The sequence below is a fragment of the Dyella mobilis genome, from assembly GCF_016904945.1.
Lineage (GTDB): Bacteria > Pseudomonadota > Gammaproteobacteria > Xanthomonadales > Rhodanobacteraceae > Dyella_B > Dyella_B mobilis.
The window spans coordinates 1059199-1080296 of sequence record NZ_JADIKF010000040.1; the positions used below are offsets into that span (position 1 = coordinate 1059199).

A 21098-nucleotide genomic window follows, 5' to 3' on the forward strand; every position below is an offset into this window, starting at 1 on the left:
GGGTAACCCAGCCTGCGACGGTGGAGAAGCTCGTCGCGGCAATGCAGCCGATCAACTCATCGAACGCGCCACTTCGCCCAATGCAAACAGGCGCGCCGTGCGCATCCAGCCAATGGCCAGCACCATCAACTGGCTCAGCACCAGAGCGAACAGGAAGCCGCCCATGCCGAACGCGGTGACGTGGATGCGCGCCATGGCGAAGATCGATGCCAACACCAGGCCCACCAACGTCACCACCAGATAGAACAGCAAGGTGTTCAGCGGACGGCGGAGCAACTGCTTGACGCCGCGCCACAAGGCGCGCGTGGCCGAGCGCAATGAGCCATCGGCGATAAAGGCCGCGCGCGCCGATTCCACGATCGATTGCATCAACACGAACACGATCAGCAGCACCACGTGCAGAATGGCGTGAACGGAATCGACCTGGGACTCGAGCACGGCTTTGTCAGCCGTATTTTCGGCCACGTGCGCACCGATACCTCCGACGGCGAGCACCACGCCATAGGGCAGCAGCGACCACAGCATCACGCGGAACATGCGGCCGTATTCCACCAGGCCGTTTTGCAGCAGCGCGCCGAAACCCAGGCGCCGCCCTGCCCGTCCGCTGCCGACAATCATTCCGTCCAGGAACGGCGACAGCAGCAGGGTCAGGATCAGGCCCATCAATGCGGCCGATCCCAACCATTGGGGATGGTCGGCGAACGCGCCGATCACGTCACCGAACATGATCGCGTTGAAGTGCTGCGCCCATTCGGCCGCGTGCACCGACGTATCGAGCAAACCGCCCAGCATGCGTGACAGCGGCCAAGCCACCACGGTTGCCGGAATGAGCATGACGAGCAGCCACAGCAACAGCAATCGCCATTGCACGGCCGCCGCCATGGAGGACCACAAGCGGCCAAAGCCGGCGGAACGAGTCGTGTCGTGAGCCATCACAGAGTCCCCAACATCGAGTAGAAGGTTTGCAGCACGGCGGCGACGTCGGCTGTCCAGCGCCGGGAGGCGGCGGAATCCGCTTTGGTGGTGAGGCTGTTGTTGAGGCGATTGTCATCCAGATAGTTGTGCCCGTCCGGATCGAGTTCGGCCGACACCACCTTGCTCGGCTTGACGAAATCAAAGCGCGCCCAGCGCTGGTCGTCATCCCAGGTCACGTCTTCGTGCGTGCCGTCTGCATAGGTAACGCGCAGCAGTTCCGGTGCGGCAATGCCATTGCGCTCCACCGTCACCGTGCTGTGCCAGGGGAACGGACCGGGGTCGCCCGGCTTGGCGTTGGGGTGGGCCTTCTTCCAATCCTCGCGCTGCTTGTCGGTCTGCTTGTCCAGGTCGGCGGCAACCACTTCGCTTTGCTTGTCGTCCTTCCAGGTCACGCCCGCCTGCGGCAGCACTTCCTCAGTGTCGATGGACGTTACGGTGTCATCCAGCGTACCGGTGCCGTAGACATACTCGTTGAAAATCTGGTCGACATCCTTGGCGTCGCCGGAGCTGTCGATCAACGCGGCACGGAAGTCCGCAACCGACGGGTGGCGGAAGCGCCAGCGCTGGTAATACAGGCGGAAGGCCTTCTCCAACGCCGGCTTGCCCAGCCGTGCTTCCAGGTCGTGCATGGCCGTTGCGGTACGCGTGTACACCGTGCCGTAGCTGGTGCCGGAGATGCGGTCCCAGCTGTTCTGCGCCAGCGGATCGCGCGGATGCTTCAAGGTCGCTCCCAGGCGCTCCATCACGAAGCCGGGGATGTGCGGCGCAATGCCCAGCCATTTGGTGAAAGGCGTTGCAAGCACAAAATCCTGCTTGCGCTCGGCCAGCATCCGGTTGTCCCAGTATTCGTTGAGGCCTTCGTCCAGGATCGGCTCTTCAAATTCGTTTGACGCAAGGATGCCGTAGAAATAGCCGTGGCCGAATTCGTGGATATTCACGAAATCGCTGGCCATCTGTGTCCAGGTATCCTGCTCGACGTATTGAAAACCTTCGGAAGTGAAGAAGGTCGGATATTCCATGCCTCCCGCTTCTTGTGCGTTGTAAGGGGGCACCACCACGGTCAGCGTCTCGTAGGGATACGGCCCCAAAGTCTTGGAAAAATAGCCGATCGCATCGATGCTCGACTTCAAACTCGGTGCAGCCGAAGCCACGTATTCCTGCGGATAGATCACGCGCACGGCGACCTTCGGGCTGCCCGCGCCTTCGTACGTGCCATCCAGCGTCTTGTAGTCCTTGGCGGCTACCCAGGCGAAGTCGTGCACGTCGCCCTGCACGAAGTGATAGGTGGTCGTGCCGTTTTTCTGCTCCGGTTCGCCTTGCAGCTTGCCCACCGCACCGACGGTGTAATCGCTGGGCACGGTCAGATGTACGTCGTAAAGGCCGAAATCCGCGTAGAACTCGCTGTTGAAATGGAACGCATGCGCGTTCCAGCGTACCTGCGTGGCACCGCGCTCGCCCGGCAGTTCCAGCACGGCGATTTTCGGAAACCACTGCGCGACGAGATTGAAGTCGCCCCACCAGCCGGTGCGCTCGACCACGCGCGGCAACTGGCTGAGAAAGTCGATATCCAGCGCCAGCGTACCGCCGGCCGGCACTGGCTGTGCCAGATCGATGCGCACCACCGTCTGGTCGGTATCGGGGCCGCCATCGGGATGCACGAAGCTCCACTTCAATGCGGCATCGCCTTGTTGCACTTTCTGCAAATGGATCCAGCCCCACTGCCCCTTCTCGAGCCGCGCATTGCCGCGCGAGCTGCCATGCGCCGTCTCTATGTTGCGCTCGGTGAAGAAGATGCTGCCTTCATTCTGGAAAGCATTGAGGTATGTGTGGAAGTAGACGCTGCGCACTTCGCGGTCGCTGCGATTGCGCCAGGTCAGGTGTTCTTTGCCGGTCACCGCGTGTTTGGCCGCATCGAGGCTGGCATCGATGGTGTAGCTCACCACGCGATCGGACAGGGTCGCCTCCTGGCCGGTACGCTCGCCGCCCCAGGCGTCGGGCGAGCTCTTCTGCGTGATCATGGTGTCGTGTGCCGGCGCAAACGGGATATCCGCATCCCCGGCTGTCGACGCCGCCGTAGCGGGCTGCGGCTGTGCAGCGGGCTTGGCGGTCTGTGCGCCAGCGTGGCATGACCACAACAAAAGAGCCGCGGCGAGCCACGGCCCGCCCCTACCGGTTGCAAGTCTCATCGAATGATCTCCCCAAGAGATGTGTCGAGCCTGACCCAGGCACGGTCGCCGGAGCATCCGCCATTGGTCATGCGTTCCGCAACGGGCTGCGCATGCTCCGCATTACCATTGCGCATAAAGCAACGAACGCCTTGCGGCTTCACTTGTCTTACACGTGACGGTGATACTTGCCGGATGTTGCCTTAAGCTGCACGCATCCAGGCACGAAGCGTCCGTGAAGCATCAGGGAAGATGTTGAAATTCATGGAGATAGCAAGTACGAACGGCTGATCGGCCGGAGTTGGAGAGCCATGCGTATCCTGATTGCTGAAGACGATCCATCCATTGCCGCGGGCGTCAGCGCCGCACTGCGCCAAGGCGGCCATGCCGTTGACCACGTTGCCGACGGCGTCCGCGCCGATGCCGCTCTGAAAGACACGCCGTACGACTTGCTGGTGCTCGATCTGGGCCTGCCCAATCTGGATGGCAGCGAAGTGCTGCAGCGCGTGCGCCGCCGCGGCAGCGGCCTGCCGGTGCTGGTGGTCACCGCACGCGAGGGTTTGCGCGAACGCGTGCGCATACTCGACCTGGGCGCCGACGACTATCTGGTCAAGCCCTTTGCCCTTGCCGAATTCGAAGCACGCGTGCGCGCCCTGCTGCGTCGCTACACCACGCAAGGTGCGCCCGAACTCACCCTGGGCCGCCTGCGCCTGGACCTGCCCGGCCATCGCGCCTGGGTGGACGACACGCCGCTGGAACTTACCGCGCGCGAATTCGGCCTGCTCGAAGCACTGGCCGCCCGCCCCGACCGCGTCACCAGCCGCGCGCAATTGATCGAAGCCCTGTGCAGTTGGGACGAGGAACTCACCGACAACGGCCTGGACATCGCCATTTATCGCCTGCGGCGCAAGCTGTTGGACTCCGGCACCCAGGTGCGCACCATTCGCGGACTGGGCTACCTGCTGGAAGAGGTCAAGCAGGCATGAACCCATGGCGCCCGGGACGCCAAAGCCTGCGCCGGCGCCTGCTGACCACCGTGATGGTGCCGCTGCTGGTGCTGCTGCTGCTAAACAGCCTCATCACCTATGTCGGCGCGTTGATCTACGCCAATCACGTGCACGACGAAAACCTGATCGACGACACGCTGGCGCTGGTGCAGATGATGGCCACCCAGAGCCAGGATGGCCGTATCTCTCCGCAAGCGCAGTTCCTGCTGGAATACGAACCGGAAGGGCGAAACTATTTCAGCGTGTTCAGCGTCAAGGAAGGACTGATCGGCGGCAACCCCTCGCTGCATCCGCCCGATGGCGTCTTTACCGCCAGCCCGGAGCCGCGGCTTTACGGCATCCAGATTGAAAAGCACGCCTTGCGCGCGGCGAGCGTCATGATGACCAACCCGCGCGACGCGAACGACCAACTGGAAGTCACCGTCGCCGAAACCTTGCACGATCGCCACGTCGAGGCACGACAGATTCTGCTGTTGAGCATCCCCGCGCAAACCTTGCTGATCGTCGCAGTGTTTCTGCTGGTATGGCTCGGAGTGCGCACCGGCCTGCGCCAGCTCGATCCGCTGACCACGCAGCTGGCCAACCGCGAACACGACCTTGCACCGATCGGCGATCAGGCCGTGCCGGTGGAAATCCTGCCGTTGACACGCACCATCGACGGCCTGTTCGCCCGCTTGCGCGGCATGCTGGCGCTGCACGAGCGTTTTATCGCCGATGCGGCGCACCAGTTGCGTACGCCGCTGGCGGGCCTCAGCGTCCATGCCGAGCGCGCACAGGCCAGCTCCGATCCGGCAACGATCTCCGATGCGCTCAAACACATCCAGCGCCTGATCCAGCGCGCCAATCGCACGTCGAGCCAATTGCTCGCGCTCACCCGCGCGCAAACCACCGAACACGACGTGGGCGACAGCGAACCGCTCAACCTGGCGACATTGATTCCCGAACTGGTCGGCCAGCGCGTGCACGAAGCGCTGGCCGCGAATATCGATCTGGGCTACGACGGCCAATCCGGCCCCTTGTGGATTGACGGCGACCGCCATCGCCTGCAAGAAATGCTCGACAACCTCATCGACAACGGATTGCGCTATGCCGGCAGCGGTGCGCTGATGACCGTAGAGCTCTGGCGAGACGGTGAGGACATCTGCCTGGCGGTCGAAGACAACGGCCCCGGTGTACCGCCGGCGTGGCTGGAACGACTGGGCGAACGATTCTTCCGCGTGCCCGGCAGCGATGAAGAAGGCAGCGGACTGGGCCTGGCCATCGTGCAACGCATAGTCGAATGGCACGGCGCGCGCGTGCGCTACTTCAACGCCAGCAGCGACGGTGGCCTGCGCGTGGAGGTCATTTTCCCTGCGATGCCGCACACAGAACGACTGATCTAAGCCGGCACTGCCGTTGTAAAACTGCTTCCGACAATAGCCCCGGCGCCAATAAAGAATCACAGATCATGGCAGTCCGCTTCACTGAGGTACCGGAAACTACTCACCGTTTCATTAGCCAGTTTCTCAATTTGCCGTCGGCTGCAATCTAAGCCGAAGATCCGGGTGATAGTGAACCCGTTGAGGATTCGCAGGATCATCGGGGTTCGGTTCCAACTCCGTCTGCGTCGTTCCCTGCGTTATGCCAGGCTGCTCGCCTTTTCGTACGTAATCCACGTCCAGGCTGATTCCTCCTGTCATCCGATCAACACCTGGATAGCGTTGGTTCCCCGGTATATCTGGAGAGCTGACATTTCCGGTATGGGCCTTCCCTAGCAATGCCACGTAATTGCCGCTATCGGGATCTCTTTGATCCTCTGTGATTTGATTCGAAAGCTCTTTATTGAATCTCCTAATTCGAGCCTCAGCATCACCGTCATCGACGTCATCCTGCGTTTCTTTGGTTTCTGTTCCACGCAGGCGGATACCGTGCTCACGCGCCTTTTCGAGCAGGTCCTTCGTGTTGTACTGCCCCACTCTATCCTTGTAGCTGCTATCAATGTCGTCGACTTCCTTCTTCAACTTCTCTGACATTTTCCCTGTCTTGAAATAATCGTCCAGATCCTTGTTCAGGTCCTTGTCGATGCCTTCCGCATAAATAGTCTTGACCTTGCCGTCTTTGGCAAGCGAATCCATGTTCTCGATTAGAAAACGTACGCCCGCGTCATTTTCGTGCTCTTCGCCGATGAACAATCCGTGTGTCTTGTCGAAAATCTTCGAGATAATTTCTTTGCCGCCGGCATTCTGGCTAAACGTAGGGATTTCTGGCCGCGCCACTTCCGGTAGATCCGGATGATGAGGCAACGAATCGATATCCGGGCCTTGCTGCAATGGTTTCCGGTCAGTAAGAAAGTCGACGACCTTTTGACACCATTTCGCGTCGCCACACAACCTTGCCATTATTCCTTCTAACTCCGGCCCGTCCTTTCCGATCTCAACCATCAGCGGGACATTGGGCATCCTGCGCATATTCAACGACTGCGAAGGAAATCCGCCTGGCCGTATTGTCGGCCGTGCCGATCCGAGTGTCTTTACGGCATTGAAACCAACCTGCCCCGTTGACTGAGGCGCAATAAAAGGACCTGCCGGATTGTCACCAATTTTCATCACGAGAGACTCCAAAATGCGATGACTTCACCTCCATCCCAGGAGGCACGTCGCGACACATCATGCCGCCGACTCCTTTTTGCCACACCCGCAGGCAGGCTTGGTGACAAGTAATTAGAACCGTATTTATCCGACCCAGTGCGAACGTAACCATGCTGGAAGCCGCATCGTTCCTAAGATGCTCCATCCGCCATACGCGCATAAAAAAAGGCGGCGCCTGAGCGCCGCCTGGTTTGTCACTTCCCCTGCATGGGAAACTCGACAACAAGCATTGTTTCACTACGGACATGCGAGCATCCGTAGCTGAAGTGGATTACATGGCTTTCTTGGCCTTGGTCAGCAACTGGTCGAGCAGCGCGACAGCCAGATCGATCTCTTCGTGCGTAATGTCCAGCGACGGCGCGAACGTGATCACGTTCTTGTACCAGCCGCCCACGTCCAGCACGAGGCCGATCTTCTTGCCGTTGTGCTCCAGATCCCCTGCGAGGCCGATGTCGACCATCTTGTCCAACAATGCCTTGTTCGGCGTGAAGCCGTCGTCAGTGCAGATTTCGGCACGCAGGGCCAGGCCCAGGCCGTCGACGTCGCCGATTTCCTTGTGGCGCTTCTGCAGATCCTTCAGCGCATCGAGGAAGTGCGCACCCTTCTTGGCGACGTTGGTCTCGTAGTCCAGCTCGTAACCCATCTTGATCACTTCCAGACCCAGCGAGGTACCCAGCGGGTTGGAGTTGAAGGTGGAGTGGGTGGAGCCCGGCGGGAAGATGGTCGGGTTGATCATCTCTTCGCGCGCCCACAGGCCCGACAGCGGGTTGAGGCCGTTGGTCAGCGCCTTGCCGAACACGATCGCATCCGGCGTCACGCCGAAGTGCTCGATCGACCACAGCTTGCCGGTGCGCCAGAAACCCATCTGGATTTCGTCGACCACCATCAGGATGCCGTACTTGTCGAGCACTTTCTTCAGGTCCTTGAAGAAATTCTTCGGCGGAATGACATAACCACCGGTGCCCTGGATCGGCTCCACGTAGAAGGCGGCGTATTCGCACTGGTTGACCTTGGGGTCCCACACGCCGTTGTATTCGGTTTCGAACAGGCGCTCGAACTGGCGCACGCAGGCGTCGGAATATTCTTCCGGCGTCATGCCCTTCGGGCGACGGAACGGATACGGGAACGGAATGAACATCGCGCGCTCGCCGAAATGGCCGAAGCGACGGCGATAGCGGTAGCTGGAGGTGATCGACGAAGCGCCCAGCGTGCGACCGTGATAGCCGCCCTCGAAGGCGAACATCAGGCTCTTGCCGTTCTTGAAGTTGCGCACCAGCTTGAGCGAATCCTCAACCGCCTGCGCGCCGCCCACGTTGAAGTGCACGCGACCCTTCACGCCGAACTTCTGCTGCGCGTCGACCGCAATGGTCTTGGCCAGCTCGATGCGCGTCTGGTGCAGATACTGGCTGGCCACCTGCGGCAGCACGTCGATCTGGCGCTTCAGCGTGTCGTTGAGGCGCTTGTTGCCATAGCCGAAATTGACGGCCGAATACCACATCTGCAGATCGAGGAACGGCACGCCGGCGGTGTCGTACATCCAGCTGCCTTCGCCGTGGCGAAAAATCTTCGGCGGATCGACGTAGTGCACGGTGTCGCCAAAGGAGCTCCACTCGGCTTCGTCGGCAAGCAACTGCGCGTCGGGGATCACACCGGTCAGGGCGTTCGGGTCGTAGGCATTCATCGAAGGGGTACCAGAGAAAAGTAGAAACGGGAGACTTTGGAGTTCAGCAATTTTTTCTGCCTCCGCTGCTCGCAGGGGAGGCTTGGGAGGAGGCGTTGAGCATGGCTCATCGCCCTGGGGCGTCACCCCACCCGAGCCCGCCCTTGGCTTCGCGCAAGGGTGGGCAATGGATATCTCAGAAGTTGGAAACCGCCGGCAAAGCGTGGCGCTCGTGCTCGGCCAGCAGGCTGCCATCGAGCAGGCGCGGCAGCATTTCCAATGCGTCCTCGAAACCGGTGATCGGCACATAAGGAATGCCGGCGGCGCGGCAATGCTCGATCAGGCGGTGCTTGGCGAACACGAAATCGACGCGGTCGGCAGCGCAGAAATCGGAAGCGCCATCGCCGATCAGCAAGGTCTTGCCGCCGCTGGTGGCAGCCTGCGCCACGCAAGCGCATTTGCATGTGCCGCTACGGCATCCTTCGCGCTGGAACGGGGAAGTGAGCTGCCACTGGCGAGGCGGCGTAGCCGGCGCCAGATGATTGGCGGCCAGCGGAAGATGGTCCAGGCCGTAACGGCCGAGGATGCGGTGAATGGCATAGTCCAGGCCGTCGCTGACCACTCGGATCGGCGTCTGCAGCTCCTGGCAGCGCTCCACGAAACCCGGGAACGCATGGTCGATCCACAAGCCGTCCAGGTGCGTATCCAGTTCTTCCTTGCGCATGTCCAGCAAGGCTACCTGCCCGCTCATGCATTCGCGCGAGCCGATGCGTCCGGCGCGCCAATCCTGCTCCAGTGCTTCCCAACCGGGGCGGCCGAAACGGTCCAACAACGAGTCGATCACGTCTTCGACGGAAATGGTGCCGTCGAAGTCGCAGAGGATGTTCCAGGCAGTCACGCGCAAGCCACTCCAGCAGCAGTTCTGACATCAGGGTAAGGGCCATCTTGGCGGCTGGCCCCTTTCGGTCTCCTTTCTAGGGCCTTAAGCCTCTCGTAAGTAAGCCAAAACCGGGGGCCGACCGGCTATGCTTACAGTTTGCTTGCGCGCCTCTAACGACGGCCCCGACCCGTGCACCAACCTTCCCTGCGCAAATTCCTTCGTATTGGCTGCCTGCCGATGGCTGGACGGCGCCTGCTGCCTGCGCTGGTAGTGACCGTGCTGGCCGCCGGGTGTGCTGCACCCTTGCCGGAGCTCAAGCCGCCGGTACCCCAGGCCTGGCGCAATGCCGCTGCCACGCCCGCCAATCCGGAGCAGCCGGACCTGCAGCATTGGTGGCTGGCCTTCAACGACCCGCAGCTGAACGCGGTGGTACAGCGCGCGTTGGATAACAACCTGAACGTGGCCGCCGCCACCGAGCACGTGCTCGCCGCGCGCACGCTTTATAAGCACGCCACCGATAAATACCTGCCTAGCCTGAGGGCCGATACCAACCAGGTGATCGAGCCCAATGCGAGCGCCTCCTATTTCATCGCCGGCTTCGACGCACTCTGGGAAATGCCGTTCTTCGGCGCCCTCAAGAGCACCCGCCGGCTCGCCAACGGGACGCTGGACCAGACCCACGCCCAGCTGCGAAGCGCGTACGTCACGCTGGTGGCCGAGGTCGTGCGTTGCTGGGTGGAATTGCGCACGGCACAACAGCAGACCTTGCTGCTCTCGGCCGTGCGCGACGCCCAAAGCCAAAAACTGCAGCTGCTCAAGGTGCGCGAAAACCTGAAGCTGGTATCGCCCGCCGAAGTAGCCAGCGCCGAAGCAGAGCTGGCGCGTTCAGAAATGGCACTGAGCGATCCGCAGCGCGCGATCAACGCCAATGCCCAGCAACTTGCCATGCTGGTCGGCCAACCCGAACCCGATCCGGCCTGGCTGGAACAAAGCGGTTCCCAGCCGCAACTGGGCAGTTGGCAGATGACCAGTGCACCGGCCGACATGCTGCGCGCCCGCCCCGAAATAGCCGCCGCCGAGGCCGACGTGCTTCGCGCCGCCGGCGAAGCGGGGCTCAGCAAGGCGGATATCTATCCACACATCGGCGTGGGCAGCTCGCTGGATTGGTCGCTGACTCTGCTCACCCATCACAATGTATTCCGTTCCGGCGAAGGCATTTTCTCCGCCGGCCCGGTGGTGGACATGCCGTTATTCGACTGGGGCATGCGCGTCGCCCAGGCCCATGCCAAGAACCACGAGCTGCAGGCGGCGGTGTACGCCTACCGGCAGGCCGTGCTGCAAGGCGTGGCTGAAACCGAGACCGCAATGGGCGATCTGCAACAGCTGCATTTGCGCGAAGCCGCGGCCGAACGGGCAGCGCAGGCGCTGGATGGCAACGCCGCCGCGCTGGACGAACGCCGCAGCCTCGGCCTGAGCAGCACCCTGGATGTGCAGGATGCATTGATCGCTCGACAGAACGCGCAACTCGAACTCATCTCCACCCGTGCCGAACGCGATCTCGCCTACGTATCGCTGTACAAGGCACTGGGCGGCGCGCCGCTGCCGCCGATCAACGTGGCCGCCGGCTACGACGAAGAGCGCACGCACGAGGGCGCACACTGATGGTCGCCCTGGCGCGCAAGACCCTGGTGCACGAATGGCGCCGCTTTCTGCCGGCCATTCTCGCGGTAGGTTTCGCCAGCCTGCTGCAATTGCTGCAGGCTGCGCTGGTGCTGGGCATCTTCGGTAGCGCGAGCGTCTACATCACCGGCTCCTCGGGAGACCTGTGGGCGGGTTATCCGGGTACGCAAAGCGTCAATCTCGGCCGCCCGATCAGCGAAGACATCGCGATGCGCCTGCGCATGGATCCGGACGTCACCAAGGTGGAACCGTTCCGCTGGGTGGATGCCGACTGGCGCGGCCCGCGCGATACCGGCGGCGTGTCGGTGTTCGTTTCCGGCATCGATACCAGCCCCGACGCACTGATGTTCTCCAAAGCCCTGCCGCCGGCCCTGCGCGCGCGCTTGAACGAACCGGGCGCGGTGATCGTGGACAAGGCCGACCTGGACAGCCTCGGCGTAACCATCGGTGACACCGCCGCCATCAACGGCCAACGCGTGCGCGTGGTCGGCGTCAGCAGCGGCCTGCGTGCACTGGGCGGCGTCAATATCGTTTCGTCGCTGGATACCGCGCGCGTGCTCGACGTCGCGCCTGAAGACGCCGGCATGATGACCTACTTCGTCGCCAAGCTGCGCGACCCGTCCAAGGCCAAAGCCGTTGCCCAGCGATTGAACGGCTCCGATGCATTCGGGCCGTACACCGTCTGGACGGCCAAAGACTTCGCCCGCCAATCGCAGTTGTACTGGATGCTGGACACCGGAGCGGGAGCCGGCGTGCTGTTCCTGGCCGGCATCGTCTTCCTGGTCGGCGCGGTGATCACCAGCCAGACGCTGATCGCCGCGGTCATCGGCTCGATCCGCGAGTACGCCACCTTGAATGCACTCGGCGTGGGACGCGGCGCGTTGCGCAAGGTGATCATGGAACAGGCCTTCTGGGTGGGGCTGCTGGGTATCGTGTGCAGCGTCGTGATCGGCATCGTGTTGCTGATCATCGCGCGCAACCGCAGCGTGCCGATGGAACTGCATCCGCTTACCGCCGCCGCCTGCCTGACGTTGAGCATGGCGCTGGCGATCGTGTCCGGACTGGCTGCGATGCGCAGCTTGCGTCGCGCGGATCCGGCGAGTCTGTTGAGGTAACCGTGTCCGTATCCTTCCAGACATCGCCAGGCACCTCGCCCACGCTGCAAGCCAGCGGCGTGCGCAAATCCTTCGTATCGGGCCGCGTTGAAAGCACGGTGCTGCACGACCTCACGCTGGATGTGCGCGGCGGAGAACTCACCCTGATTTCAGGTCCGTCCGGTTGCGGCAAAAGCACACTGCTGGCGATTCTCAGCGGCCTGCAACCGGCCGACGGCGGCAAGGTGCATGCCCTGGGGCACGAGCTCAGCGGTATGAGCATGCGCGCGCTGGAGCATTTTCGCCTGCAGCACACCGGCTTCGTATTCCAGGGCTTCAATCTGTTTCCGGCGCTTTCCGCACTGGAACAGGTGGAACTGCCGCTCAGCTACATGGGCCTGGACAAAACCACGGCGCGCAAGCGCGCCATCGATTCGCTGGAAGAAGTCGGCCTGGGACCTCGCATGAGCCTGCGCCCGGCAGAACTTTCCGGCGGCGAAAAACAGCGCGTAGCCATCGCCCGCGCCCTCGCCAAGCAGCCAGAGCTGCTGTTTGCCGACGAACCGACCAGCGCGCTGGACGCGGCCAATGGCCAGATCGTGATCGACATCCTGCACCGCATCGCCCGCAACCACGGCACCACCGTGCTGTGCGTCAGCCACGACCCGCGCCTGGTCGGCCATGCCGACCGCGTGCTGGCGATGGAAGACGGTCGCATTCTGAGCGACCATGTTCCCGACGTATCGCAACCTGCTGCACCCGAGGCCAAGGAGCCCTCTGCATGAATCGTCACCTTCGGCTCCCGTTCGCTTTGTTGGCCATTGCGCTGCTCGGCGCTTGCTCGCAGGGTGATGCGCCGGCCGCCAGCAATGCCGCCGCACCGGCCTACAGCGCCATTGCGCGAGGCCGCATCGACATCGAAGGCGGCCTGCTGAAGCTCGCCATGCCCAGCGAAGGCATCGTGCTGAGCGTGGATGCTCACGAAGGCGAGCACGTGCAAAAGGGCCAATTGCTGGCGCAACTGGATCCGCAACCGGCCAAGCTTGCGCTGGACTCCGCGCTGGCCGAACAACAACAAGCCGCAGCCCAGACCAGTGCCCTGGAAGACCGGCTGAAAGCCGCGACGTTGCGCGCCTCCCGTCTGCAGCAGGCCGCCAAGGCCGGCGCCGGCGACGTACAGAGCGCGGACGACGCACAACAGGCCGCGCAACAGGTGCAGGCTGAACTGAACAACGCTCATGCCGCCGCCGCACTCGCCGCGCAAAAAGTCGCCGGTGCACGCTATCAACTGGAGCTGCGCAGCCTGCGCGCACCGGTCGACGGCCAGGTCGTGCAGCGCATGGTGCAACCGGGCGCTTCCGTGTCGCCATCCACGGGACCGATCTTCGTGGTGCTGCCAGATGCGCCGCGCATCGTGCGCGCCGAGCTCAACGAATCCTTCGTGCGCATCGTGCATCAAGGCATGGATGCCGAAGTGGACGACGACAGCGGCAGCGGCATGGCGCCGCTGAAAGCCCACGTACTGCGCGTAGGCAACGTGTTCGGCGTCAGCACGCTGGAAGACGATCCGCAAGTTCGCGCCAATAGCCGCACCGTCGAATGCGTGCTGGCGTTCGACCAGCAACCCGCGACGCTGCGCATCGGCCAGCGCGTGCTGGTGAAGTTCGGCACGCAAGCCAGTACATCGACGCACTGAATCAGGCCAGCAACACCCGCGCCTCCGTCTCGCTTGCCAACGGCGCATCCTGCACCGGTGGCAGCAGTTGCCATTCGCGCAGGCAGGCAATCGCCTGTTCCACACCGTTTTCGCTGCGCACCTTTTCGCCAAGCAGCGCGGCAGCCTGACGCATCGGTTCCTGTGTCGCCATGGCAATGGCCGCCGCCAACCGGGTGGCATCCATGTTGCGTCGATCAATCATCGGCGGCGCAGCGCCTTCCCGTTGCAAGCTGCGCGCCCAGAACGGCTGATCGCCAAAGAACGGCACGATGACCGATGGGATGCCCGCGCGCGCAGCCGCGGCCGTGGTGCCGGCGCCACCATGGTGAACGGCGGCGGCCATCCGAGGGAACAGCCAATCGTGCGGTGCGCCGCGGGTTACAAAAATCTGGTCATCAGCACTGCCCTCTTCGCCCGACAACCCACCCCAGCCGGTCGCCAGCACGGCACGCTGGCCGCTCTTGCGCACCGCTTCGTACACCGCCGCGGTAAACCGCTCCGCCTGCGTGCTGATCATGCTGCCGAATCCGATGTAGATCGGCTTGGGGCCTGCATCGAGAAAATCGCGCAGGGCATCCGGTGGCTGCCAATGCGGCTGATCGAGAAACCAGGACCCGGTGATCTGCACCGTATCGGGCCAATCGTCCGGCCTCGGCACCACGTGGCGGCTGAAGCCGTAGAGCACGCGATGGTGGCGGTTCTTGAAATAAGGCCCGTACCAGGGATATCGGGGTAGGCCCAGTTGCGGCCGCACGATGTCGTTGATGGCCGGCTTCATCACGTACCACACCAGCAAACGCAGCAGGTTGTAGATCGGCATGTTCAACGAGGACGGCAGCGTGCGGCCACCAGTGAGCACCAGCGGCGACATCTGCCGCGACGGTGTCAGCGGCTGCAACTGCGCTCCGACAAACGGAACCCCGCGCGCCTCGGCAACGGCTTTCGCCAAAAGGGTGCTGTTGGCCACGCCGATCAACAGGCCCGCTCCATCCGCCGCAGCCATGCCTTCGCTTGCCCAACGACGGGCCCAGTCGGTGTAGAAACGGCGGGAAATGCGCGCCATCGCCGCAAAGTCCAGTCCCTTGTCGGCGATATCGCGATTCGAATCGAGCAAGGTCTGGAAGTTGGCGGTCAAAGGAAAGAACGCCAGACCCGCCTCCCGCACCAGGTTCGCAAAGTTGTCGCTGGTGACAATGCGCACCGGATAACCGGCGCGTTGCAAACCGACACCCAGTGCTACGCATGGCCGGATATCGCCTTGCGTGCCGATGGTGAAAATGGCGATCGGCGCCGGCCGCGAGATCAGCTCAAGCATACGCAGCCATGCTCCTTGTCGATGTGGGATCCACTTGCTGCGGTACAGTGGCGCGCTCCGCCTGCAAGGCCTTCAGCCTCTGCATGATCAGCATGCCGATCTGCGCCGCGGGCGCGTCGTCCAGCATGCCTTGGTGATGGCAGGCAAGCGGATGGACGTCCATTCGACCATTCACGTAAGAGTGCCAGGCGGCCGGCTCGTCCCACATCGCACCGGCCAGATCCACTCCCTCCCTGATGCCGGCCTGGAAGAACACCACATCGGTGCCGATCCGCGCCGGTACGTGCTTGCGCGCCAATTGCAGGTTATTGAGCGTAATCGCGCAAACCCGTTCGACCAGGCGCGGATCGCTCTTGGCGGTCTCTTGCACCAAGGGCATGTCGAAAACGCCATATTCCTTGCACAACAATTCGGTCAGCGCGGTCAGATTGGCGGGCGGTGTCTGGGCGTGCTGATGAAAGCCGAGGAAATGCAGAATCGCTCGGATCTCATCCGTCGCATCGCCGGATGACGACGCCATTTCCGTCGAGAAGGGGTAGGCATCGAGCAAAGCGAGCAATTCCACTTGCTCGCCATCGGCCTCCCATTGGGCGGCCATTTCGTGCGCAATCAACCCTCCGAGCGACCAGCCCATCAGCCGGTATGGCCCCTCCGGCTGGATCCGCCGGATCTTCGCCCGATAGTCGACCGCCACCTCATGGATGCTGGAAGGCAGCGGAGCGTCGCCACGCAGCGCCGATGCCTGGATGCCGCATACCGGCAGCTCGTCACCGAGATGACGCAGCAGACTGGCGTAGGCCCAGCTCAGGCCAACGGCCGGATGAATGCAGAACAGCGGCCGCTCCCGTGCCGAAGCACGCAACGGCAAGATCGCATCCAGCGGATTGCCACGCGTATCGGCGCGTTGCAGGTGGGCTGCCAATCCGGCCACAGTGGATGCCTCGAACAAGCTGACCAGCGGCAGCTCCGTGCCGAAATGTTCCGGAAACCGCGCAATCATTTCGGCTGCGCTCAACGAATCCCCGCCGAGTTGGAAGAAATTGTCGTGCAGGCCGACGCGCTCAACTTTCAACACCTGCTGCCACAATGCCGCAAGCTTTTTTTCGACCTCGGTTGCCGGCTCCGCATACACCGCCTGGTTGGCCAGGGAAGGCTTTGGCAAAGCCTTCCGATCCAGCTTGCCGGTCGCCGTGAGCGGCATCGCGTCGAGACGCACGCATTGCGTGGGAATCATGTAGTCGGGCAGGAACTTGGCCAGATGCATATGCAGTTCCTCCATGGCCAGGTTTCTCCCGGCACGCACGACGACGTAGCCAACCAGCATCGCCGCACCCTCGCCATCGCGATGGATCGCCACCGCTGCATCGGCAACCGCACCGTGCGCGACCAGGCGGCACTCGATTTCGCCAAGCTCCACCCGATGACCTCGAATCTTCACCTGCTCATCCGCGCGTCCAACGAAGTGCAGCACACCCTGGTCGTCCCAATGCACCAGATCGCCCGTGCGGTACATGCGACTGCCATCATCGGCAAACGGATCGGCGAGGAAACGCGCCTCGGTCAACTGATGATGATGAAGATAGCCTTTGGCCACGCCCGCGCCACCGATGTAAAGCTCGCCGACGGCACCGGTCTGCACCAGTTGCTGCTGCGGATCGAGCACATAGAGCCGTGTATTGAGAATCGGCCGTCCAATCGGCGGCGCACCCCTGCCCCACTCGGTCAGCTCGATGGCCGTGGATAGCACCGTGGTTTCGGTTGGTCCGTACAGTTGCGTCACTCGTGCGGCACGATGCAACAACTGCCGTGCCAGTTCCTCGTTGAGCGCTTCGCCGCCCACCAACACGTGCACGCTTTCCAGATGCGGGTCCGGGTGGGTCAGCAACACCCGCCAGAGCGATGGAGTGGCCCACAAGTGGGTGGCCCGCTGGCACCGCATCAAGCGCAACAACGCCGCCGGATCGCGCACCGTCTCGGCGCTCGCCATCACCACGCATGCCCCCGCCGTCAACGGCAGGAAGCGCTCCAGCATGGCAATGTCGAAAATCATCGTGGCGATTGCCAGAAAGCGCTCGCCACCCGTGAGTGCAAGCTGCCGCCGCATGCCCTGCAACAAGTTGCCGAGATTGCGGTGCGTCACCTCCACGCCTTTGGGCTGCCCGGTGGAACCGGAGGTGTAGAGCACATAAGCGGTGCCGTCAGGATCGGCGAGATCGGGTTCCATTGAAGAAGAAGCCGGCGCCTCATCCAATTGCTCCGGATACAGCAGCAGCATGCCGCCGACGCCAAAGCGCCGGCACAGCTCCGGCGTAGCAAGCAGGGCGATCGGCGACGCATCGTCGAGCATCGCGGCAATGCGGCCGGGCGGCCCTTCCGGGTCCAGCGGCAGATAGGCCGCACCGGTGCGCATGATGGCGAGCATGGCGATCAGCCATTGCTCGCCACGCGGCAGCATGACCGCAACGATGTCGCCAGGCAGCACTCCGTCGGCGATCAGCTGTCGTGCCTGCGCCGCGCTGCGCACGTGCAGGTCGCGGTAGCTCAACACCGTTTCTTCGAACACTGCCGCCGGTGCATCCGGCTTTTCTCGAGCCAGCCTGGCGATCGTGGCCGGCAGGCTCTCTTCCGCCGCGGGTGCGGCGGTAGTGTTCCAATCGCACAGCAAGCGCTTCCGCTCGTCCGGACCAAGCACATCGATACATCGCAATGCCTGGTCCGGGTCGGCCAGCACGCCGTCGACCAGCAAGCCCAGCCGGCGACGGTGCTCGTCCAGCTCTGCCCTGCTGTAAAGCATGGGATTGGCATCGAAATCGAAGCGCAGCTCGCTGCCATCGCCGCGATCGTAGACAAAGATGGTGAGGTCTTCTCCCGAACCGTTGGACACGTTGTGCGAAATGACCCCGGCGCCGGCAAATCGAAGCTGGTAATCGAATGGCTCGATATTCACGCCGAGCCAGGCAATGTGCTTGCCCTTGCCGATCAGGCCGAGATCGCGACGCAAATCCTCGTAGCGATACTGCTGATGCCGCAGCGCCTGCCTGACCACTTGCGCGACTTGGGTGAACAGATCGACCGCCGTGGTGTGCGGCGTGAAACTCAGACGGATGGCGACAATATTGGCCACCATCCCCGGCGAGCCGCGCAAGGTTGCATTGATGCGTCCGGACACCGGCATGCCAATCACCAGGTCGCTGGCACCGGTAGCACGGTGGTAATACGCCGCCACCAGCGCAATCAGCATCTGCGGCAGGCTGGTCGAAGTCCGCTGGCCGAGTTCACGCAGGCGGGCGACCGTCTCCACCGACAAGTGACCGGTACTGCGTCGCAACCCTCCCATGCTGTTGTGCGGGCCACCGCGCGCCAGCGATACGGCCTCGGGAAGGTGGTCCAATTTCTCCTTCCAATAATCGCGATCCCGCTGCAGGCGGCTGGAATCGCGATAGTCCGCTTCGGCCTCGATGAGCGCCCGCAACGAACCGAAGTCACTCGGCGCGGGCTCGCGGCCCTCGACATACGCCGTGTAAATTTCGGCCAGGCGCCGCGCGATCATGCCGCCGCTATAGCCGTCGTAAATCACGTGGTGCGCCCGCTGATACCAGTAATAGCGATCATCGGCGGCCTTGAACAACGCGCTCACCCACAACGGATCGTTGGCCAGATCCACCGGACGGCTCAATTCCGCGTGCATCCACGCTTCCGCTGCCGCGCGCGGATCAGGTTCGCTGCTGACATCCAGACAAGGAAACTCCCCGTGATACTCCGCCCGCACGATTTGCCGCGGCCGTCCGTTCTGCTCGACGATGCCGACCCGCAAGGTCTCGGCTTCACGCGTCACCTGCCACAGTGCGCGCACAAACAGGTCCGCTTGCACCGGGCCGCAAATCTCCAGCATTTCGGCGATATTCAAGGTGGCATCGGCTGCACCGATTTTCTGCCCTACCCACAATCCGCGCTGCGCAGTGGTCAGCGACAGCGATACGTCCGGCTCGATGTTCATGGCGCAATCTCCTTGCGAACGCCATCGCGCTAGCTACGAGAAGCCGGTTCATCGACTGAACCCGTCTCGGCATTGCGATCGCGTTCGTGATCCAAACCCGGTTGGCTCCAGACACATTCCTGCCGCGCAGACCGTCACGCGGTTTTTTTGGCAAAAAATCCCCCTCGCGGCCAGACGCACCGTGAAAATCGGGTTTACGCACGATGATTTTCAAAAGCGGAACGAAGGCAGGCCTTCAGTTGCCTGTCATCGCCTGCTCGACCTTCCCCGCACTTACGCGCCAAGCGCCTTGAATCGCCACGTGCAACGTGGCCACGAACAGAAATGTCTCAGCGCAAAAAAGCAATCGGCAAACGCTTTCCAAATAGACGCACTGCACTCATCACGTGCAACTCATCACATTGCGAACAAACATCAAAAGCTCGTGGTGCGATGTATCAATTCGCCGATGAAATCCTCGTCAACACGTGCGTGCGTTCTCTCACATCAATGCGATGAAGCGAGTCATTGCAAAATCGTGACGCCGGCACTTTTTCGAGAACGAATCGTGAAAATGCGCAGCACAAAAAAAGCACCGCACTCCGACGAGTGCGATGCCTTTGTCCAAATCGATCGAGAAAGATCAGCGGTCGTCGCGCGTCCAGATCAGGCCGTCGCTTTCGCGCACCGGAAACCGATGGATCGGCTCATAGGCCGGCGGACAGGTCGGCTGCCCCGTGCGCAAATCGAAGCGTGCTCCGTGGCGCGGGCATTCCACTTCGAATCCGACCACCTCGCCACCGGCCAGTTCGCCACCGTCGTGGGTGCAGATGTCTTCCACGGCGTAAAGATCGCCGTCGACATTGAACACGGCGATGGCCGCATCGCCATCCCAGACCACCTTGAACTCGCCGGGAAGCAACTCCGACCGCGTCCCTACTTCTACCCAGGTTTCACTCATGATGTGGTTTCCGAAAAATCCTTGATCAACAGTTCAAAGCGCAGATCGTCGCGGCGAGGAATGCCGACGCGTTCGTTGCCATAGGGAAAAGGCGAATACTCGCCGGTGCGCCGATAGCCGCGCCGTTCGTACCAGGCGATCAGCTCGCCACGCGCGTCGATCACCTTCAAGTGCATCGCGGTGCATTGCCAGGCGTCGCAGGCAAACCGCTCGGCCTGGGCCAGCACTTGCTTGCCCAAGCCGGCGTTCTGGCGCAACGGATCGACGGCGAACAAGCCGAAATAGGCCGAGGAGCCGTGCCTTTCCAGATGGCAGCAAGCGAGCAGCCGGTCGCCGGCGTGCGCCAGCCACAATGCGCTGTCCGGCGACAGCAGCAGCTCCGCGACCAGCTCGGCATCCGTGCGGCGGCCGTCGAGCAGATGCGATTCGGTGGTCCAGCCACGACGGCCGGACTCGCCGCGATAAGCGGATTCGACCAGCGCAACGACAGCATCGACGTCGGCGGCCCCGGCCATGCGGAAAACGGGAACGATGGGATCAGGCATGCCGGCATTCTAGGGCTTGTCAGCGCTATTTTCGTAGCTCGCGAAGCCGGGCAAAACGGGATCGAGAATGCCTGAATCAGCCGAAGCGGCGCGCAACCACGAAGAAGATGAGCGAGCCCAGGCCGAAGGATCCGATCAGCAAGCCCACCACCCCCGGTGTGATGGTGGTCCAACCGAAGAGCTGGATCAGCCCGAATCCCAGCCCCTCCATCAACAGCACGATCCCCCAGCGCAACGACCCCAACCGGCGAAGCTGCTGCTCGCCAAGCACGATGGAATCGATCAATTCCTTCGACCCCCCGGCCTGCAGCATCTTGATGCGCACCCGCGCGTCGACCAGCAGCCGGATGCCATAGGTAAGGCAGAACGTTACGCAAACAAACAGGACGATCGGGACAAGCTCTCCCACGTTCACATCGCTCTCCAGTACGGGAACACCCGGCGGGCGTCTACGGTGAAAGAGATACGCCCAGGTTCATTCCGGTTGCAACCGCCG

Annotated in this window: 16 protein-coding genes; 6 read left to right on the forward strand and 10 right to left on the reverse strand. The window is 62.6% G+C overall.

Going from position 1 to position 21098, the window contains the following annotated elements; all coding sequences use genetic code 11:
* Positions 1 to 51: 51 nt before the first annotated feature.
* Together ISS99_RS21200 and ISS99_RS21205 are read right to left on the reverse strand one after the other, a co-directional pair.
* Complete coding sequence (locus tag ISS99_RS21200) at positions 52 to 933, reverse strand: hypothetical protein (protein WP_204633586.1); 882 nt, start codon at positions 931 to 933, stop codon at positions 52 to 54.
* Positions 933 to 3161, reverse strand: a complete 2229-nt coding sequence (locus ISS99_RS21205; RefSeq protein WP_239538272.1) for a M1 family metallopeptidase — start codon at positions 3159 to 3161, stop codon at positions 933 to 935. Before ISS99_RS21205 ends, ISS99_RS21200 begins: the two co-directional genes overlap by 1 nt.
* 290 nt (positions 3162 to 3451) lie before the next feature.
* On the opposite strand from ISS99_RS21205, the gene ISS99_RS21210 reads away from it, so the two are divergent.
* On the forward strand, positions 3452 to 4126 hold the full coding sequence (locus ISS99_RS21210; protein WP_204633587.1) for a response regulator: 675 nt from the start codon (positions 3452 to 3454) through the stop codon (positions 4124 to 4126).
* Complete coding sequence (locus ISS99_RS21215) at positions 4123 to 5529, forward strand: sensor histidine kinase (protein WP_204633588.1); 1407 nt, start codon at positions 4123 to 4125, stop codon at positions 5527 to 5529. The genes ISS99_RS21210 and ISS99_RS21215 overlap by 4 nt, the downstream gene beginning before the upstream one ends.
* Before the next feature lie 123 nt (positions 5530 to 5652).
* Here ISS99_RS21215 and ISS99_RS21220 read toward each other — a convergent pair whose 3' ends face one another.
* The 3 genes from ISS99_RS21220 to ISS99_RS21230 form a co-directional block, all read right to left on the reverse strand.
* A complete protein-coding gene (locus tag ISS99_RS21220) occupies positions 5653 to 6732 on the reverse strand; it encodes a membrane-targeted effector domain-containing toxin (RefSeq protein ID WP_204633589.1) in 1080 nt (359 codons plus the stop codon).
* Positions 6733 to 7045: 313 nt separating this feature from the next.
* Positions 7046 to 8455, reverse strand: a complete 1410-nt coding sequence (locus ISS99_RS21225) for an aspartate aminotransferase family protein (RefSeq protein WP_204633590.1) — start codon at positions 8453 to 8455, stop codon at positions 7046 to 7048.
* 175 nt (positions 8456 to 8630) lie between these two features.
* The gene (locus ISS99_RS21230) at positions 8631 to 9338 is read right to left on the reverse strand and encodes an HAD-IB family phosphatase (RefSeq protein ID WP_204633591.1); all 708 of its coding nucleotides are present in this window, start codon (positions 9336 to 9338) and stop codon (positions 8631 to 8633) included.
* 165 nt (positions 9339 to 9503) lie between these two features.
* On the opposite strand from ISS99_RS21230, the gene ISS99_RS21235 reads away from it, so the two are divergent.
* Genes ISS99_RS21235 through ISS99_RS21250 form a run of 4 tightly spaced genes read left to right on the forward strand, consistent with a single transcriptional unit; the run spans position 9504 to position 13784 of the window.
* A complete protein-coding gene (locus ISS99_RS21235) occupies positions 9504 to 10976 on the forward strand; it encodes a TolC family protein (protein ID WP_284343659.1) in 1473 nt (490 codons plus the stop codon).
* Positions 10976 to 12109 (forward strand): ABC transporter permease, encoded by a 1134-nt coding sequence (locus ISS99_RS21240; protein WP_204633592.1) that lies wholly within the window; start codon positions 10976 to 10978, stop codon positions 12107 to 12109. Before ISS99_RS21235 ends, ISS99_RS21240 begins: the two co-directional genes overlap by 1 nt.
* Before the next feature lie 2 nt (positions 12110 to 12111).
* Positions 12112 to 12873: an ABC transporter ATP-binding protein gene (locus ISS99_RS21245; RefSeq protein WP_204633593.1), complete on the forward strand. Its 762-nt coding sequence runs from the start codon at positions 12112 to 12114 to the stop codon at positions 12871 to 12873.
* Positions 12870 to 13784, forward strand: coding sequence for an efflux RND transporter periplasmic adaptor subunit (locus tag ISS99_RS21250; RefSeq protein ID WP_204633594.1), 915 nt, complete (start codon positions 12870 to 12872; stop codon positions 13782 to 13784). Before ISS99_RS21245 ends, ISS99_RS21250 begins: the two co-directional genes overlap by 4 nt.
* 1 nt (position 13785) lies before the next feature.
* Here the strand turns inward: ISS99_RS21250 and ISS99_RS21255 are convergent, their stop codons facing one another.
* From ISS99_RS21255 to ISS99_RS21275, 5 genes are all read right to left on the reverse strand, one after another.
* The gene (locus tag ISS99_RS21255) at positions 13786 to 15120 is read right to left on the reverse strand and encodes a glycosyltransferase (RefSeq protein ID WP_204633595.1); all 1335 of its coding nucleotides are present in this window, start codon (positions 15118 to 15120) and stop codon (positions 13786 to 13788) included.
* On the reverse strand, positions 15113 to 19117 hold the full coding sequence (locus ISS99_RS21260) for a non-ribosomal peptide synthetase (RefSeq protein WP_204633596.1): 4005 nt from the start codon (positions 19115 to 19117) through the stop codon (positions 15113 to 15115). The genes ISS99_RS21255 and ISS99_RS21260 overlap by 8 nt, the downstream gene beginning before the upstream one ends.
* Positions 19118 to 19739: 622 nt before the next feature.
* Positions 19740 to 20057 (reverse strand): non-heme iron oxygenase ferredoxin subunit, encoded by a 318-nt coding sequence (locus tag ISS99_RS21265; protein WP_204633597.1) that lies wholly within the window; start codon positions 20055 to 20057, stop codon positions 19740 to 19742.
* Positions 20054 to 20602, reverse strand: a complete 549-nt coding sequence (locus ISS99_RS21270) for a GNAT family N-acetyltransferase (protein ID WP_204633598.1) — start codon at positions 20600 to 20602, stop codon at positions 20054 to 20056. The genes ISS99_RS21265 and ISS99_RS21270 overlap by 4 nt, the downstream gene beginning before the upstream one ends.
* Positions 20603 to 20678: 76 nt before the next feature.
* Positions 20679 to 21017: a hypothetical protein gene (locus ISS99_RS21275; RefSeq protein ID WP_204633599.1), complete on the reverse strand. Its 339-nt coding sequence runs from the start codon at positions 21015 to 21017 to the stop codon at positions 20679 to 20681.
* Positions 21018 to 21098: the final 81 nt, after the last annotated feature.

What these genes read in the sequence shown, in the direction of transcription:
- ISS99_RS21220 (WP_204633589.1), bottom strand. Translation starts at nt 6,732, where the DNA reads ATGAAAATTGGTGACAATCCGGCAGGTCCTTTTATTGCGCCTCAGTCA.
- ISS99_RS21225 (WP_204633590.1), bottom strand. Translation starts at nt 8,455, where the DNA reads ATGAATGCCTACGACCCGAACGCCCTGACCGGTGTGATCCCCGACGCG.
- ISS99_RS21250 (WP_204633594.1), top strand. Translation starts at nt 12,870, where the DNA reads ATGAATCGTCACCTTCGGCTCCCGTTCGCTTTGTTGGCCATTGCGCTG.
- ISS99_RS21255 (WP_204633595.1), bottom strand. Translation starts at nt 15,120, where the DNA reads ATGCTTGAGCTGATCTCGCGGCCGGCGCCGATCGCCATTTTCACCATC.
- ISS99_RS21260 (WP_204633596.1), bottom strand. Translation starts at nt 19,117, where the DNA reads ATGAACATCGAGCCGGACGTATCGCTGTCGCTGACCACTGCGCAGCGC.
- ISS99_RS21200 (WP_204633586.1), bottom strand. Translation starts at nt 933, where the DNA reads ATGGCTCACGACACGACTCGTTCCGCCGGCTTTGGCCGCTTGTGGTCC.
- ISS99_RS21240 (WP_204633592.1), top strand. Translation starts at nt 10,976, where the DNA reads ATGGTCGCCCTGGCGCGCAAGACCCTGGTGCACGAATGGCGCCGCTTT.
- ISS99_RS21205 (WP_239538272.1), bottom strand. Translation starts at nt 3,161, where the DNA reads ATGAGACTTGCAACCGGTAGGGGCGGGCCGTGGCTCGCCGCGGCTCTT.
- ISS99_RS21265 (WP_204633597.1), bottom strand. Translation starts at nt 20,057, where the DNA reads ATGAGTGAAACCTGGGTAGAAGTAGGGACGCGGTCGGAGTTGCTTCCC.
- ISS99_RS21215 (WP_204633588.1), top strand. Translation starts at nt 4,123, where the DNA reads ATGAACCCATGGCGCCCGGGACGCCAAAGCCTGCGCCGGCGCCTGCTG.
- ISS99_RS21210 (WP_204633587.1), top strand. Translation starts at nt 3,452, where the DNA reads ATGCGTATCCTGATTGCTGAAGACGATCCATCCATTGCCGCGGGCGTC.
- ISS99_RS21270 (WP_204633598.1), bottom strand. Translation starts at nt 20,602, where the DNA reads ATGCCTGATCCCATCGTTCCCGTTTTCCGCATGGCCGGGGCCGCCGAC.